Source organism: Delftia sp. WSY_10 (genome assembly GCF_043104705.1).
Taxonomy (GTDB): Bacteria; Pseudomonadota; Gammaproteobacteria; order Burkholderiales; family Burkholderiaceae_C; genus Comamonas; species Comamonas tsuruhatensis.
On record NZ_JBICKY010000035.1, the window covers coordinates 260,937 to 275,178 of the forward strand.

The following is a 14,242-nucleotide window of genomic DNA, read 5'->3' on the forward strand; positions in this document are numbered from 1 at the left end:
CGGAATCGGGCGGCGCCCTCAAAGGCTGGCCGCCAGCGTGGTGCCTTGCAGAATGGCGCGCTTGGCGTCGAGTTCGGCCGCCACGTCGGCGCCGCCGATCAGGTGCACGCTGCAGCCTGCCGCGCTGAGGGCCGCATGCAGCTCGCGCTGCGGCTCCTGGCCCGCGCAGAGCACGACGTTGTCCACCTCCAGCAGTTGCGGCTGGCCGTCCACGGTGATGTGCAGCCCGGCGTCGTCGATGCGCTCATAGGCCACGCCCGAGCCCATGGCCACGCTGCGTGCCTTCAGCGAGGTGCGGTGTATCCAGCCCGTGGTCTTGCCCAGCTGGTCGCCCACCTTGGTGGACTTGCGCTGCAGCAGGTGCACGCGGCGCGGCGAGGGCTGGGCCTGCGGCTGCGCCAGGCCGCCGGCCTGGGCGTAGTCCGTGTCTATGCCCCACTCCGCATAGAACTTGCGGGGCGCCACGGCACCGCTGTCGCCGGCATGGGTCAGGTACTCGGCCACATCGAAACCTATGCCGCCCGCGCCGATGATGGCCACGCGCTCGCCCACGGGCCTGTCGCCCTGCAGCACGTCCAGGTAGCCGAGCACCTTGGGATGGTCCACGCCGTCGATGGCGGGAACGCGCGGCCGTATGCCCGTGGCCAGCACGATCTCGTCATAGCCGCCCTCGATGAGCTGGGCTGCCTCCACGCGATGGCCCAGTCGCAGCGCCACGCCGCCCAGCTCCAGCTGGCGGCGAAAGTAGCGCAGCGTCTCGTGGAACTCCTCCTTGCCGGGCACCTTCTTGGCAATGTTGAACTGCCCGCCGATCTCGCTGGCCGCATCGAACAGCGTCACCGCATGGCCGCGCTGCGCGGCGGTGACGGCAAAGCTCAGGCCCGCCGGGCCGGCGCCCACCACGGCGATGCGCTTGGCGGCGGGCGCGGGCGCAATCACCAGCTCGGTCTCATGGCAGGCGCGCGGGTTGACCAGGCAGGAGGTGATCTTGCCGCCAAAGGTATGGTCCAGGCAGGCCTGGTTGCAGGCAATGCAGGTGTTGATCTCGTCGGCCCGGCCCTGGCGCGCCTTGCGCACGAAGTCGCCATCGGCCAGCAGCGGCCGGGCCATGGAGACCATGTCGGCATAGCCCTCGGCCAGCAGGCGCTCGGCCACCTCGGGCGTGTTGATGCGGTTGGAGGTGATCAGCGGGATGCCCACCTGCCCCATCACGCGCTGCGTGACCCAGGCATAGGCGGCGCGCGGCACCTTGGTGGCGATGGTGGGGATGCGCGCCTCGTGCCAGCCTATGCCCGTGTTCAGCAGCGTGGCGCCCGCGGCCTCGATGGCCTGGGCCAGCGCGATCACTTCCTCCAGCGTGGAGCCGCCTTCCACCAGGTCCAGCATGGACAGGCGGTAGATGATGATGAAGTCCCGCCCCACGCGCTGGCGCGTGCGCCGCACGATCTCCACCGCAAAGCGCATGCGGCCCGCGTAGCTGCCGCCCCATTCGTCATCGCGGTGGTTGGTGCGCGCCGCAATGAACTCGTTGATCAGATAGCCCTCCGAGCCCATGATCTCCACGCCGTCGTAGCCCGCATGGCGGGCCAGGGCTGCGCAGCGCACGAAGTCCTCGATGGTCTGCTCCACCTCGTCGCCCGTCAGCGCATGCGGCACGAAGGGGTTGATGGGCGCCTGCAGCGCGCTGGGCGCCACCAGCCCGGGCTGGTAGGCATAGCGGCCGAAGTGCAGGATCTGCATGGCGATCTTGCCGCCCTCGGCATGGACGGCCTGCGTGACGATGCGGTGCTGGTCCGCCTCGTGCTCATTGACCATCATGGCGCCGCCCTTCATGGGCCGGCCCCGCTCATTAGGGGCGATGCCGCCCGTGACGATCAAGCCCACCTCGCCGCGCGCGCGCTCGGCGTAGAAGGCGGCCATGCGCTCGAAGCCATTGGGCGCCTCTTCCAGGCCCACGTGCATGGAGCCCATGAGCACGCGGTTTCTGAGCGTGGTGAAGCCCAGGTCCAGTTCGGCATTCAGATGGGGGTAGTGGGTCATGCCTGTCTCGCTTTTTTATGCAACTGATTGCATGAATGTAGTCAGCCTCCTTTATTTATGCAACTGGTTGCGCAAAAAATTGCAGAAATGACTGCAGCGCTTGGCCGCGCCTCCATGCAGGCCCGTAAGATGGCGCCCAGCGCCAGTCCCTTTGTTGCCGATGTCCCTGCCACACGCCCTTCTCACCGCCTTGGTCGAGCACCCCTGCTCGGGCTCGGAACTTGCCGAGCGCTTCGACCGCTCCATCGGCTATTTCTGGAACGCCACGCACCAGCAGATCTACCGCGAACTCGCCCGGCTGGAAGAGGCGCAATGGATCGAGGCCCTGCCCGCCGAATCCGGCCGGGGCCGCAAGCGCCAGTACCGCATCCTGCCCACGGGCCGCAAGGAGCTCAAGCGCTGGGTGGCCGAGCAGGAAGACCCCAAGCCGCTGCGCGAGGAATGGATGGTCCGCCTGCGTGCCGAGGCGGTGGTGGGGCCCTGCGGACTGCAGGACGAAGTGCAGCGGCTGCTGGCACTGCACCAGGCGCAGCTGGACGTCTACCAGCGCCTGGAGCAGCGCGATTTCCTGGACAAGCCGCCCACGCGCGAGCGGCGACTGCAGCACCTGGTGCTCAAGGCCGGCATACAGCAGGAGCAGCTGTGGATAGGCCTGCTGCAGGAAGCCCGGGAGATCCTGGACATGCCGGCCAGGCCCTGAGGAACGGTTGCGACGACTGAGACTGCCGAGACGGCTGAGAAGGTCGCGACGGCCGCCTCAGCCCTTGTTCAAGCCGTGCAGCGCCAGCCCCGGCGCCTCCAGCCGGGCACGCAGAATGCGCCCGTGCGTGGAGTCCGTCACATGCAGCGTGCGGCGGTCCGCGCCGCCAAAGGCCAGGTTGGTGAGCGAGCTTCCCGGCACGCCACGCAGCACCTGCACGGGCTCGGCGCGGTGGTTGAGCACCCACACCAGGCCCAGGCCCGGGTTGGCCACCAGCAGCCGGCCCTGGTCATCCACGGCCAGCCCATCGGGACCGCTGGGGCCGTAGGAGGTGAAGAACTGCCCCACCTTGGCCACGCTGCCATCGGGCAGCAGGGGCACGCGCCAGACGCAGTTGCCGCGCGTCACGGCCAGGTAGAGCACGCGGCCATCGGGCGACAGCGCCACGCCGTTGGGGCTGGGCACGTTGGCCAGCAGCAGGTCCAGCCGGCCGTCCGGACGCAGGCGGTACAGGCGGCCGCAGGGGTCGTGCAGGCCGCTCTGGCCCTGGTCGGTGAAGTAGAGGTTGCCTTCGGCATCGAAGACCAGGTCGTTCACGCCCTTGAAACGCTCGCTGTTGCGCCGCTGCAGATAGGGGCTGACGCGCCCCGTGGCCACCTCCAGGCACATCAGGCCGTTCTTGTAGTCGGTGATCAGCAGCGTGCGCTCGTCAAGGAACTTCATGCCGTTGGGCTCGCCGTCGTAATCGGCCACCAGGGTCCAGGCGCCTTGCGGATCGATGCGGAAGACGCGGCCCCAGGGAATGTCGGCCACGTACAGGTTGCCGGCGCCGTCGAACACCGGCCCCTCGAGGAAGGAGTCGGTGACGGCGCCGCCCCGGTTGGCATCGGCCCACTCGCTGCGCTCGGGGCGGCGCAGGGCGTCGGGCATGGCGGTGAACGATTCGAGTTCGCAGACCTGGGGGGCTTGCAGCAGGAACATGGTGCTTGTCTTTCTCGGGATTTCAGGGGATGGCGCTGAAACCGTACAGGCGCGCTGGATTGTCGACCAGGATGCGGTCCATGGCCTCGTCCGTGCCCGCCCAGGCCTGCAGCAGATCGACCAGATCGGCATCGTCGACGGAGCCCGGCGCCTCGGTGGTGTGCGGCCAGTCGCTGCCCCAGACCAAGCGCTCGGGTGCGGCGCGCACCAGATCGCGGCCCAGCGGCAGCGTGTCGGCATAGGAGGGGCCGCCCACCGATGAACGCATATAGGCGCCGGAGAGCTTGACCCAGGTGTTGCCGCCATCGAGCAGCCGGCGCAGCGCGGCATGGGCCGCGCCCTCCACGCCCTGCATGCCCGCGGCCGGGTCGATGCGACCCAGGTGGTCCACGACCAGGGGCACGGGCAGCGCGCCCAGCACGGGCTCCAGCGCCACCAGCTGTTCGGGCTGCACGAAGACCTGCACATGCCAGCCCAGCCGTGCGACCCGGTGCGCCAGCGTGACCAGCATGTGGGCCGTGGTCTCGCCCCAGGACTGCGGCGAGACAAAGTTCACGCGCAGCCCGCAGACGCGGTGCGTGGCCAGCCGGTCCAGCTCGGCATCGGCCACATCGTGGGCGACCACGGCCACGCCGCGCGCATCATCGCCCAGGCGCTCCAGCGCATCCAGCGTGCAGGCGTTGTCCGTGCCATAGGTCGAGGGCGTGACCACCACGGCGCGCGAGGTGCCCAGGCGCCGCTGCAGTTGGCGGTACATGGCCACGTCGGCCTGCGGAGGCGTGCGCGGCCAGTGCGGCGACGGCGCAAAGCGCGCATCGAAGATGTGCATGTGGCTGTCGCAGGCCAGGGGCGGCAGCGTGCGCGCAGGCCTGCTCGTGCCGGCCGAGTGCGGCACGGCCATGGCGATGTCGGTCATGCCCATACGCTCAGTCCAGCACGATGGCGCCCTTGCGCACCACCTCGCCCCACTTGGCGTCTTCCTTCTGGAGGAAGGCGGCGAACTCGGCCGGCGTCGATGCCATGGGCTGGGCGCCCAGGTCGCTCAGGCGCTGGCGCACCTCGGCTTCCTGCAGCACCTCGGACAGCACCTGGTGCAGGCGCGCGGCCACGGGCTCGGGCGTGCCCGTGGGCAGGAAGATGCCGTTCCACTCATAGGCCTCGTAGCCGGGAATCACGGTCTCGGACACGGTGGGCACATCGGGCAGGCGCGCCGAGCGCTGGGGCGCCGCCACGGCCAGGGCGCGCAGCTTGCCGGCCGTGACCAGCGGATAGGTGGCCGCCATGGTGCCGAACATGAAGTCCACCTGCCCGCCCATCACATCGGCAATGGCCGGCCCGCCGCTCTTGTAGGGCACATGGACCATGTCCAGCTCCAGCCGCTGGCGAAACAGCTCGGCCGCCAGGCGCTGCACCGTGCCGCTGCCGCCCGAGGCGAAGTTGATCTTGCCCGGCTGCGCCTTGGCCCTGGCCGCCAGGTCGGCCACGCTGCGCACGGGCGAATCGGCCTTCACCACGACCACATTGGGCATGAGCAGCACCAGCGACAGCGGCTGCAGCGCGCTGCGCGCATAGGGCAGCTTGGCAAACAGATGCGGGTTGATGGAAAACGGCGTGGCGTCGTAGAGCACCGTGTAGCCATCGGCGCGCGCCTTGGCCACCTGGCTGGCACCAATCGTGCCGCTGGCCCCGGGCCGGTTGTCCACGATGATGCTGGTGCCCAGCCGCGCGCCCATGCGCGTGGCCAGCAGGCGCGCGGCCGCGTCGGCGCCGCCGCCGGGCGCATAGGGCACGACCAGGGTGATGGGACGCTCGGGAAAGGCGGCCTGGGCCACGGCGGCGGCCAGGGCGCAGGCCGCGATCAGGGTTCTGGCAAGGAATTTCATGGCTTGTCTCCACATTTTTTAGAGGGGGCGGCGGCCGAATCAATCCGCCTTCAGGTTCAGTTCGCGGGCGATCTGCGCATAGGAGGCCGCTTCGCTGGCCACGCGCTGCGCGAAGGCGCTGCCGCAGCTGGACTCGGCATCCATGCCCAGGCCGTGCAGCTTGTCCGCGGCCGATGCACTCTTGGCAAACTCCACGGCCACGCGCTCCAGCGCCTGGGCCGCGCCGTCGGGAATGCCAGCCGGCGCGAGCACGCCGTACCAGACATCGGCCGAGTAGTCGCCGCCACCCGCTTCGGCAAAGGTGGGCACCTGGGGCAGCAGGGACGCGCGTCTGGGCGAAGCCACGGCCAGCGCCGTGAGCTTGCCGCTGCGCACCTGGGGCAGCACCGAGCCCAGCGTGGCGAAGGAGCTGTCGAGCTGGCCGCCCATGAGATCCGTGACCACGGGCGCCGCGCCCTTGTAGGGCACGTGGTTGAGCTTCAGGCCCTTGGCCCGCGCAAACATCTCGGTGGCGAAATGGCCCGAACTGCCCATGCCCGCCGTGCCGGCCGTGACGCTGCCGGGCCGGCTGCGTGCCTGGTCCATGTAATCCTGCAGGTTGCGCGCCGGCATGCCCGGCCCCACGACCAGCACCGTGGGGCTGCTGGCCACCGTGCACAGCGGCCGGAACGAGCGCACCACGTCGAACTTCACGCGGCCCTGGTACAGCGCCGGGATCATGCTGTGGTTGGTGGCGCCGAACAGCAGCGTATAGCCATCGGCCGGCGCGCCAGCCACGGCCTGCGCGGCCAGTATGGTGTTGGCCCCGGGCTTGTTGTCCACCACGAAGGGCTGGCCCAGCGCCTTGCCCGCATGGTCGGCAAAGGCGCGCGCCACCACGTCGGTGGGGCCGCCCGCCGCAAAGCCCACGACCAGCCGCACGGGCTTGGCCGGATAGTCCTTCTGCGCCAGCGCGGGCTGGGCGCCCAGCACGGCCAGCCCCACGGCGGCCAGCAGGCCGCCGCGCAAGGCCAGGCGGCGGACCTCTTGGAAATTCCTCGACATCGCTTGTCTCCTCAAATCACATGCATGCACATGCATGGGCCAAGGGCGCGCACGGCGCCCCTGCCCTGGCTCAGGCGCCGGCCGCCGCAGGCACGCGGGCCAGCACCTCCAGCACATTGCGGGCCGCGCCCACGCCCATGTTCACGTAGGCATCGCCGGTCACGCCGCCGATATGGGGGCTGAGCACGAAGTTCCTTTCGCCCTGGAACGGGTGGCCGGCCACCATGGGCTCCACCGCAAAGCTGTCCAGCCCTGCGGCCGCCACCTGGCCCGAGCGCACGGCGGCCAGCAGCGCGGCCTCGTCGATCAGGCCGCCGCGTGCGGTGTTGACCACGATCACGCCGCGCCTGCAGGCTACCAGCGTGGAGGCGCCGAGCATGCCCCGGTTTTCCTCGGTCAGCGGGCAGTGCAGCGAAATCGCGTCGGACTCGCGCCAGATGGTTTCCAGGTCCACGGGCTGCACGTAGGCGGGCAGGTTCTTTGCGAAGGGATCGAAGCCGATCACGCGCATGCCCAGCGCATCGGCCATGCGCGCAAAGCGCAGGCCGATGGCGCCCAGCCCCACCAGGCCCACGGTGCGCCCGCCCAGCTCCAGGCTCTTGTGCGTGGCCTTGTCCCAGTGGCCTGCGTGCATGCGGGCGTCCAGCGCCACCACCGACTTGGCGCAGGCCAGCAGCAGGGCCAGTGCCTGCTCGGCCACGGCCGCCGCATTGGCGCCCGCGGCGGCCACCACGGCAATGCCGCGTTCGGCGGCGGCCGCCTTGTCGATGGTGTCCGTGCCGCTGCCGTGCTTGGAGATCACGCGCAGCGAGGGCGCCGCGTCCATCACGGCCGCGCCCACCTTGCCGTAGCGCACGATGATGGCCACGGGATCATGGGCGCGGCACAGCGCGACCAGGTCCTCTTCGGTGGGCGTCTTGCCCGCATAGACGATGTCGTGCCGGGCCAGCAGCTCCAGAGCCTGTGGCGCCAGATCGGCGCCGGTGACGATGATGGTGCTCACAGCGATTCCCCTTCCTTGAGCACGCCGGCCGCGCGCAGGGCCGCGGGCAGCCACTTCGATGCCGTGTCGCCGCGCGCAATGGCCTCGATGCGGGCGGCCTCGTCGGCCACCTTCTTCACGGCCAGCTCCAGCATGGCGGGTGCCTTGGCGCGCTCGATGACGACAACGCCATCGGCATCGCCCACCACCAGGTCGCCCGGGTAAACCGTCGTGCCACCAGCGCAGATGGCGTGGTTGATGCGGCCTGGCACGAACTTGGTCGGGCCTGCGGGATTGAAGCCTGCGCTGAACACGGGGAAGTCCAGCTCCAGCAGCTCCAGGCGGTCGCGGATGGCGCCGTCCACGATGACGCCGGCCAGGCCCAGCTTCTTGCAGGCGCTGAGCATCAGCGTGCCCATCAGCGCGGCGGTCTGGTCGCCCTTGCCGTCGATGACCAGCACGTCGCCGGGCCGGGCCAGCGCGATGGCGGCGTGGATCATGAGGTTGTCGCCGGGACGCACCTCGACGGTGAAGGCCGGGCCGGCCACTTTCATGCCCTGGTGCACGGGCGCCACGCGCGAATGCATGGTGCCGCGGCGGCCCGCCACGTCGGCCAGGATGGCGGCCTGAAAGCCGGCTGCGCGCTGCACGACTTGGGCGTCCACGCGCTCTATGTCACGGATGATTTCTGGGAGTTGGCTCATGATGGTCCAGTGAGATGAGGTGAAGGAAAACAGAAAGATGTGCGCGCGTCAGTCGGCCTTGATGCCGGCCTCGCGGATGAGTTGGGACCACTTGGCGGAGTCGGATTTCTGCAGCTCGCCCAATTGCCGTGGCGTGCCGCCGACCAGGGTCACGCCCAGCCGCTCGGCCAGTGCAACGACGGCCGGGTCCCTGAGCGCCAGGCCGATCTCCTGGTTCAGCCGCTGCACGATGGCGGCCGGCGTCCTGGCCGGCGCAAAGACGGCCTGCCACTGTTCGACCACGAAGTCGCCGATGCCGGCTTCGGCCATGGTGGGCACATCAGGCAGGGCCTTCAGGCGCGCCGCCGAGGTCACGGCCAGCGCACGCAGCTTGCCGCCCTGCACATGGGGCAGCGCCGCGGCCACGGGGGCGAACATGAACTGCACCTGGCCCGCCAGCGTGTCCTGCAGCGCGGGCGTGTCGCCCTTGTAGGGCGCATGGATGAAGCGCACGCCGCCCTTTCTTTGCAGCAGCTCGCCCTGCATCTGCAAGATGGTTCCGCTGCCGCCCGAGGCAAAGGCCAGCTGGCCCGGCTGCGCCTTGGCGGCGGCCAGCAGATCGGCCACCGACTGGAAGGGCTGGGCCGCGCCCACCACCAGCAGATGGGGAATGGTGCCTATGGTGATGACGGGCTCGAAGCCCGCAATCGGGTCATAGGGCAGCTTGCCCATGAGGTGGGGCGCGATCGCCTGCGGGCCGATGGAGGTGCCCAGCAGCGTGTGGCCGTCCGGCGCCGCCTTGGCCACGTAGGCCGCGCCGATGGTGCCCGTGGCGCCCGCGCGGTTGTCCACGATCACGGTGCTGCCCAGGGCCTTGCCCAGGTGCAGTGCCACCTGGCGGCCCAGCACATCGGTGCTGCCGCCGGGCGGATAGGGCACGACCCAGGTGATGAGCTTGCCTGCCGGCCATGCGGGCTGCGCGTGGACGGCGGCGCTGCACAGCGGCCCCAGCAGGGCGGCGCCCCCTGCGGCCAGCAGGGTGCGGCGCGTGGGATGGAAGGTGTTCATGGTTTGTCTCCTGCTTGTGTGCAATGCAATGGCGGCGCTGCGGTCTCGAAGCCGTACAGCGCCCGCGGGTTGTCCACCAGCACGCGCCGCAGCGTGGCGGCACCGCCGGCATGGGAGGTCCAGTCGGCCAGGCGGTCGATCTGGCGGGCGTCATCAGGCAGGGGCTGCATGCCTGCCGAGGCGCTGACATGCGGCCAGTCGCTGCCCCAGAGCACACGCTCGGGCGCGCAGCGCAGATAGCTGGCGGCCAGGGCGTCCAGCGCCGGGTCTTCGACCGACTGCAGCGCGCTGACGATGTAGCCGCCGGACAACTTGACCCAGGCCCTGCCACCCTCCAGCAGCTCCAGCAGCAGCGCATGGCCCGCATGGCGCCCCGCCTGCTCGGGGGCGATGCGGCCGAAGTGGTCGAACACCAGCGGCACCGGCAATTGCCGCAGCACGCCGGCCAGCGACGCCAGCAGGTCCGGCGCCATCAGCAGTTGCAGATGCCAGCCCAGCGGCGCGATGCGGCGGGCCAGCGGCACCAGCAGCTCGGCCGTGCCCGTCACGCCCAGCGACAGGTTCAGCCGCACGCCGCGCACGCCCAGGCCGTGCAGGCGCTGCAGTTGGTCATCGCTTTCGCTGCCATCGATCACGGCCACGCCCCGCGCCTGCGGGCCGAGGGCGGCCAGCCCGTCCAACATGCAGCGGTTGTCGCTGCCGTAGGTGGACGGCGTGACCAGCACGCAGCGCGAGGTGCCCAGGCGCCGCTGCAGCGCGCGGTAGTCGCCGGCCGAGGCGTCGGGCGGCAGCAGCCGCGCGCCCGGGGTTGCCGGGTAGCGGCCGTCATAGACATGCACATGGCAGTCGCAGGCATCCGGGGGCAGCACGGCACGGGGCCGGGCGCTGCCCTACGAGAAACGGACGGGCACGGCAAGGCTGTCGCAGTCCATGGCGAGATCTCGATGGAGGAAAGGAAGGGAGGTGGGAGCGAGAAGGAAGCGAAAGGGCTGGCGCCCCTGCCCCGGGCTCAGTCCAGGCTGGCGCCCGAGTCCTTGACGATGCGTGCCCAGCGCGGCACCTCGGCGCGCAGCAGCGCGGCGAACTTCTCGGACGAGCCGCCCAGCACCTCGCCGCCTTCGGAGCGCAGCTTCTCGGCCACCTCGGGCACGAGCAGCGCGTCGTTGATGGCCTTGTTCAACTGCTGCACGATGGCCTGCGGCGTGCCCGCCGGCGCCAGCACCCCGAACCAGGTGACGGCCTCGAAGTCCTGGTAGCCGGACTCGGCCAGCGTGGGTGTCTGCGGCAGCTGGGCGGAGCGCTTGAGCGAGGTGACCATCACCGCGCGCAGCTTGCCGTTGCGCACCTGGCCCAGCAGCGTGGGCACGGCGGACATGTAGAAATCGATCTGCCCGCCCACCAGGTCGGTCATGGCCTGGGCTGCGCCCTTGTAGGGCACATGGCGCAGCTTGATGCCGGCCGCGTTCTCGGCCAGTTCGCCGGCCAGGTGCGCCACCGTGCCGTTGCCCGGGTAGCCCAGCGTGAGGCCGTCGGGCTTGGCCTTGGCGGCCTTGACCAGGTCGGCAAAGGTCTTGTAGGGCGAGTTGGCCGGCGCGGCCATGACGATGGGCGCGGAAGCCACCAGCGCCACGGGCACCAGATCCTTCAGCGGGTCATAGGGCAGCTTGGCGTACAGCGAGGGGTTGATGGCCAGGTTGCTGGTCTGGCCCATGACCAGGGTATGGCCGTCCGGCGCGGCCTTGGCCACGGCGTCCACGCCCAGGTTGCCGCCGGCGCCGGGCCGGTTGTCCACCACCACGGTCCACTTGTTGTGGTCCGCCAGCCGCTGGGCCACGGTGCGCGCGATCATGTCCGTGCCGCCACCGGGCGGAAACGGCACGACCAGGCGGATGGGCTTGCGGGGATAGGCGTCCTGGGCCTGGGCAGCGCCCATGGGCACGATGGCGGCAACGCCGACCAGGACGGCAAGAAGGCGTGCGTTGAGGCAACGCGAAAGCGAGGGAATCGGCATGGCGGTTTGTCTCCGTTTGTTGTGTCCAACGCCCGCATGGCTGCGGTGCGTGGGACGAACTTTATGAAAACGTTTCAACCCATACAATGCCGTTTCATACAGCGCAACCAATTGCATGCCTTGCACTATGAACAAGCCCCCCAGCACCCCTTCCCCGGCGCAGCCACCCGATGACAAGGCCAGCGCGGCCAAGGACGGCGGCGTCATCGCCGTCACGCGTGCCTTGCAGCTGCTTGGCGCCTTCGCCCTCGGGGAGTCGCACCTGTCCCTGGCGGAACTGAGCCGGCGCTGCGTGCTGCACAAGACCACGGTGCTGCGGCTGGCGCGCACGCTGGCGCAGTCGGGCTTCATGGTGCAAAGGGACGATGGGGACTGGCGCCTGGGCCCGGCCGCTGGCTGGCTGGGTGCGCGCTACCAGGCGGGCTTCGATGTGCAGAACGTGCTGGAGCCCGCGCTGCGCGCGCTCACGCAGGCCAGCGGCGAGAGCGCGGCCTTCTATGTGCGCGAAGGCAATGTGCGCACCTGCCTCGTGCGCGTGGAAGGGCCGCAGGCCCTGCGCCACCATGCGCGCATGGGCGAGGGGTTGCCGCTGGACCAGGGCTCGCCGGGGCGCGTGATCCTGGCGTTTTCAGGCGAGCCGGGGCCGGTGTACGAGCAGATCCGCCAGCGCGGCTACCACTGGTCCATCGGCGAGCGCGAACAGGGCGTGGCCACGGTGTCGGCGCCGGTGTTCGGCATGCACTGGCGGCTGATGGGGTCGGTGTGCATTTCCGGGCCGGCATCGCGCCTGCCCGAGGCCCGGCTGGAAGCCATGGCGCAGACGGTGGTGGCGGCGGCCAACCAGCTGTCCTATGCGCTGGCGGGCAGCGCCAGCACACAGGCCCCCGTGGTGCGCGCCAGCCAGTGGCATCCCTGAGAACCCCTTCCGGGGCGACGCCCCGAAGGTGGATGGCCGCTTACTGCAGCGCGCCCATGGGCAGGGCGATGGGCTTGCCGTTGAGCGTGACCTGGCCGGCCTGCATCTTGAGCGCGCTGACCAGCTTGTCGCCTTCCAGGCGGGCATAGCCTGTGGCCTGGGCCATGCCCAGCATGCCTTCCACATCCTCGGCCGAGACATCGGGCTTGCCCGATGCCTTGATCAGCGGCTCCAGCCAGGCCTTGGGCAGGCTGGCATTGGCCTGCAGTGCCGAGGTCTTGAGCAGCGCCGGCATCCAGCCGGCCTGGGCGACCTGCTCCTGCGTGGGCGCGCTTTGCACTTCGGCGCCGTACTCCAGATGGCCGGTCTGGCCCTGGTAGGTGGCCTGCAGCTTCATGGAGTAGGCCGGCAGGGCCGCCACCAGGCGCGGGGCGTTCTGCATCAGCACGCCCATGCCCTGCTCTTCCAGCGATTCCAGTGCCTTGGCCAGGCCCTCCTTGCGGTAGCCCTCGACCATGACGCGCTGGAAGCCGCGCAGCGCCTCGATGTCCAGGCGCTGGATCTTTTCCTCGTAGCCCACGGACTCGAAATCGATGGGGCCGATACGGCCCGTGCCCTTGACCTGGGTGGTCATGCCCAGCGTGGTCTTGTCGGACTCGATGACCGAGCTGCCGTCCACGTTCTTGAGGTCCAGCAGCGTCTTGGCCTCGCCGCCTTCGGCGGGCGTGCTGCTCATGCCGAAGCGGGCGATGCGCACGCTGGCCTTGCCGGGGCCCAGGCCCCACAGGCCGTCGATGACCTTGTTCTCGAAGCTGCTTTCCAGGCCCGTGAGCACGATGCTGGTGCGCTCCACCGGCGCTGCGGCCGGCTGGGCAGCGATGGCCTCGTCGTTGTCGGATTCCTCCTCCTCGCCCTCTTCCTCTTCCACGCCCATGGACTTGTCGCGGCTGGGCAGGCCCAGCAGGGCCACCTCGGGCCAGCGCCAGGTGCCCTTGACGCTGCCACCGCCCAGGGCCGTGTCCAGCACCATTTCCTGCCAGCGCATGGTGACTTCGTTGTCGCCCATCTCGCCTGCAGGCAGCAGCAGGCGCACATCCTGGCCGCCCGTGAAGTGGTGCACGCTGGTCAGCGTGGGAGCGACAGCCTTGGCCAGGGTCTGGCGGCTCTTTTCGTCCAGGCCGTCGAGCGCAAAGCGCGTCTCCGACACCGCCGCCGCCAGGCGGCCACCGGCCAGCGGGCCGTGGCGCACCGTGGTGTCCACCACCAGGCGCACGGGCTTGGGGGCGGCTTCTGCGCCGGCGTCTGCAGCGGCGGGCGCATCGGCCTCGCCAGCCGCAGGCCACTGCAGCACCAGCTTGGCCTGGGACGACAGGAATCCCTTGTGGTATTCGTCGGTCACGACGGCCTTCTCGCCCAGCACCTTGCGCAATTCGGCCACGGCATCCTTGTAGCCGGACTCGGCCCTTTGGCCCGTATACCAGGTGGTTCCTCCATAGGCCACGACGGCCAATGCCACGGCAGCAGCCACTGCGGTTTTCTTGTTGCTCATTGTGAATATCCCGTGATGAATAAGACCCTCCCCCTCGGGCGGGCCGCGCGACTGTATCAGTTCGGCGTTTCACCATGCATCGGCAATGGGCTGCGCATTGGCCCGCCTGCACCTTGTGCGGTGGTCCCCTATGGGCGCAAGGCGTTGCCCAGCCCTTGCCAGGCCTTGTCTCCAGCGGCTTTCAAGGATTGGGACCTGGGCATTGCATGCTGGCAGCAGGCATGCGGTTTTTTCAATTGCTTACCTTTTCCGGACACGATTGGCATACCAATTGAATCCATGGAGAACGCTATGTCTCCGCAGATATGGTGCGAATGCACCTTTGCCCTCTTTGCCCTTTTTTGCCGGCTTGCCTGAATGCAGTCCCGAAAGCCAGCAATGACCG

Annotated in this window: 14 protein-coding genes; 3 read left to right on the forward strand and 11 right to left on the reverse strand. The window is 69.7% G+C overall.

The window, feature by feature from the left end; translation table 11 throughout:
• Positions 1-18 precede the first annotated feature (18 nt).
• Positions 19-2,040, reverse strand: a complete 2,022-nt coding sequence (locus ACF8ML_RS16945; protein ID WP_392407472.1) for an FAD-dependent oxidoreductase — start codon at positions 2,038-2,040, stop codon at positions 19-21.
• Between the two features lie 160 nt (positions 2,041-2,200).
• Between ACF8ML_RS16945 and ACF8ML_RS16950 the strand changes: the two genes are divergently transcribed.
• Entirely contained in the window at positions 2,201-2,740 is a 540-nt protein-coding gene (locus ACF8ML_RS16950; RefSeq protein WP_016446262.1) for a PadR family transcriptional regulator, read from the forward strand.
• Positions 2,741-2,797: 57 nt separating this feature from the next.
• On the opposite strand, the gene ACF8ML_RS16955 is transcribed toward ACF8ML_RS16950, so the two are convergent.
• From ACF8ML_RS16955 to ACF8ML_RS16995, 9 genes are all read right to left on the reverse strand, one after another.
• Positions 2,798-3,721 carry an SMP-30/gluconolactonase/LRE family protein gene (locus ACF8ML_RS16955; RefSeq protein WP_392407473.1) on the reverse strand — a complete coding sequence of 308 codons (924 nt, stop codon included), beginning with the start codon at positions 3,719-3,721 and terminating at the stop codon, positions 2,798-2,800.
• Positions 3,722-3,743: 22 nt separating this feature from the next.
• The gene (locus ACF8ML_RS16960) at positions 3,744-4,643 is read right to left on the reverse strand and encodes an amidohydrolase (protein ID WP_043790525.1); all 900 of its coding nucleotides are present in this window, start codon (positions 4,641-4,643) and stop codon (positions 3,744-3,746) included.
• 4 nt (positions 4,644-4,647) lie between these two features.
• Entirely contained in the window at positions 4,648-5,604 is a 957-nt protein-coding gene (locus ACF8ML_RS16965; protein ID WP_392407474.1) for a tripartite tricarboxylate transporter substrate binding protein, read from the reverse strand.
• Positions 5,605-5,643: 39 nt separating this feature from the next.
• Positions 5,644-6,648 (reverse strand): tripartite tricarboxylate transporter substrate binding protein, encoded by a 1,005-nt coding sequence (locus tag ACF8ML_RS16970; RefSeq protein WP_070080455.1) that lies wholly within the window; start codon positions 6,646-6,648, stop codon positions 5,644-5,646.
• Between the two features lie 70 nt (positions 6,649-6,718).
• Complete coding sequence (locus tag ACF8ML_RS16975; protein WP_392407475.1) at positions 6,719-7,651, reverse strand: NAD(P)-dependent oxidoreductase; 933 nt, start codon at positions 7,649-7,651, stop codon at positions 6,719-6,721.
• Positions 7,648-8,334: an RraA family protein gene (locus tag ACF8ML_RS16980; protein WP_392407477.1), complete on the reverse strand. Its 687-nt coding sequence runs from the start codon at positions 8,332-8,334 to the stop codon at positions 7,648-7,650. The genes ACF8ML_RS16975 and ACF8ML_RS16980 overlap by 4 nt, the downstream gene beginning before the upstream one ends.
• 48 nt (positions 8,335-8,382) lie before the next feature.
• A complete protein-coding gene (locus ACF8ML_RS16985; RefSeq protein ID WP_392407478.1) occupies positions 8,383-9,381 on the reverse strand; it encodes a Bug family tripartite tricarboxylate transporter substrate binding protein in 999 nt (332 codons plus the stop codon).
• Positions 9,378-10,250, reverse strand: coding sequence for an amidohydrolase family protein (locus tag ACF8ML_RS16990; protein WP_392407479.1), 873 nt, complete (start codon positions 10,248-10,250; stop codon positions 9,378-9,380). The genes ACF8ML_RS16985 and ACF8ML_RS16990 overlap by 4 nt, the downstream gene beginning before the upstream one ends.
• 140 nt (positions 10,251-10,390) lie before the next feature.
• Positions 10,391-11,392, reverse strand: coding sequence for a tripartite tricarboxylate transporter substrate binding protein (locus ACF8ML_RS16995; protein ID WP_016451549.1), 1,002 nt, complete (start codon positions 11,390-11,392; stop codon positions 10,391-10,393).
• Positions 11,393-11,519: 127 nt separating this feature from the next.
• Between ACF8ML_RS16995 and ACF8ML_RS17000 the strand changes: the two genes are divergently transcribed.
• Positions 11,520-12,308: an IclR family transcriptional regulator gene (locus ACF8ML_RS17000; protein ID WP_392407480.1), complete on the forward strand. Its 789-nt coding sequence runs from the start codon at positions 11,520-11,522 to the stop codon at positions 12,306-12,308.
• Positions 12,309-12,348: 40 nt separating this feature from the next.
• Here the strand turns inward: ACF8ML_RS17000 and ACF8ML_RS17005 are convergent, their stop codons facing one another.
• Positions 12,349-13,857 carry a YdgA family protein gene (locus ACF8ML_RS17005; RefSeq protein WP_016446273.1) on the reverse strand — a complete coding sequence of 503 codons (1,509 nt, stop codon included), beginning with the start codon at positions 13,855-13,857 and terminating at the stop codon, positions 12,349-12,351.
• Between the two features lie 15 nt (positions 13,858-13,872).
• On the opposite strand from ACF8ML_RS17005, the gene ACF8ML_RS17010 reads away from it, so the two are divergent.
• Positions 13,873-14,214 (forward strand): hypothetical protein, encoded by a 342-nt coding sequence (locus ACF8ML_RS17010; RefSeq protein WP_143044513.1) that lies wholly within the window; start codon positions 13,873-13,875, stop codon positions 14,212-14,214.
• Positions 14,215-14,242: the final 28 nt, after the last annotated feature.

Excerpts from the sequence above, each read along its gene's own strand:
- ACF8ML_RS16945 (WP_392407472.1), bottom strand. The coding sequence starts at position 2,040 with ATGACCCACTACCCCCATCTGAATGCCGAACTGGACCTGGGCTTCACC.
- ACF8ML_RS16950 (WP_016446262.1), top strand. The coding sequence starts at position 2,201 with ATGTCCCTGCCACACGCCCTTCTCACCGCCTTGGTCGAGCACCCCTGC.
- ACF8ML_RS16955 (WP_392407473.1), bottom strand. The coding sequence starts at position 3,721 with ATGTTCCTGCTGCAAGCCCCCCAGGTCTGCGAACTCGAATCGTTCACC.
- ACF8ML_RS16960 (WP_043790525.1), bottom strand. The coding sequence starts at position 4,643 with ATGGGCATGACCGACATCGCCATGGCCGTGCCGCACTCGGCCGGCACG.
- ACF8ML_RS16965 (WP_392407474.1), bottom strand. The coding sequence starts at position 5,604 with ATGAAATTCCTTGCCAGAACCCTGATCGCGGCCTGCGCCCTGGCCGCC.
- ACF8ML_RS16970 (WP_070080455.1), bottom strand. The coding sequence starts at position 6,648 with ATGTCGAGGAATTTCCAAGAGGTCCGCCGCCTGGCCTTGCGCGGCGGC.
- ACF8ML_RS16980 (WP_392407477.1), bottom strand. The coding sequence starts at position 8,334 with ATGAGCCAACTCCCAGAAATCATCCGTGACATAGAGCGCGTGGACGCC.
- ACF8ML_RS16985 (WP_392407478.1), bottom strand. The coding sequence starts at position 9,381 with ATGAACACCTTCCATCCCACGCGCCGCACCCTGCTGGCCGCAGGGGGC.
- ACF8ML_RS16995 (WP_016451549.1), bottom strand. The coding sequence starts at position 11,392 with ATGCCGATTCCCTCGCTTTCGCGTTGCCTCAACGCACGCCTTCTTGCC.
- ACF8ML_RS17000 (WP_392407480.1), top strand. The coding sequence starts at position 11,520 with ATGAACAAGCCCCCCAGCACCCCTTCCCCGGCGCAGCCACCCGATGAC.
- ACF8ML_RS17005 (WP_016446273.1), bottom strand. The coding sequence starts at position 13,857 with ATGAGCAACAAGAAAACCGCAGTGGCTGCTGCCGTGGCATTGGCCGTC.
- ACF8ML_RS17010 (WP_143044513.1), top strand. The coding sequence starts at position 13,873 with ATGAATAAGACCCTCCCCCTCGGGCGGGCCGCGCGACTGTATCAGTTC.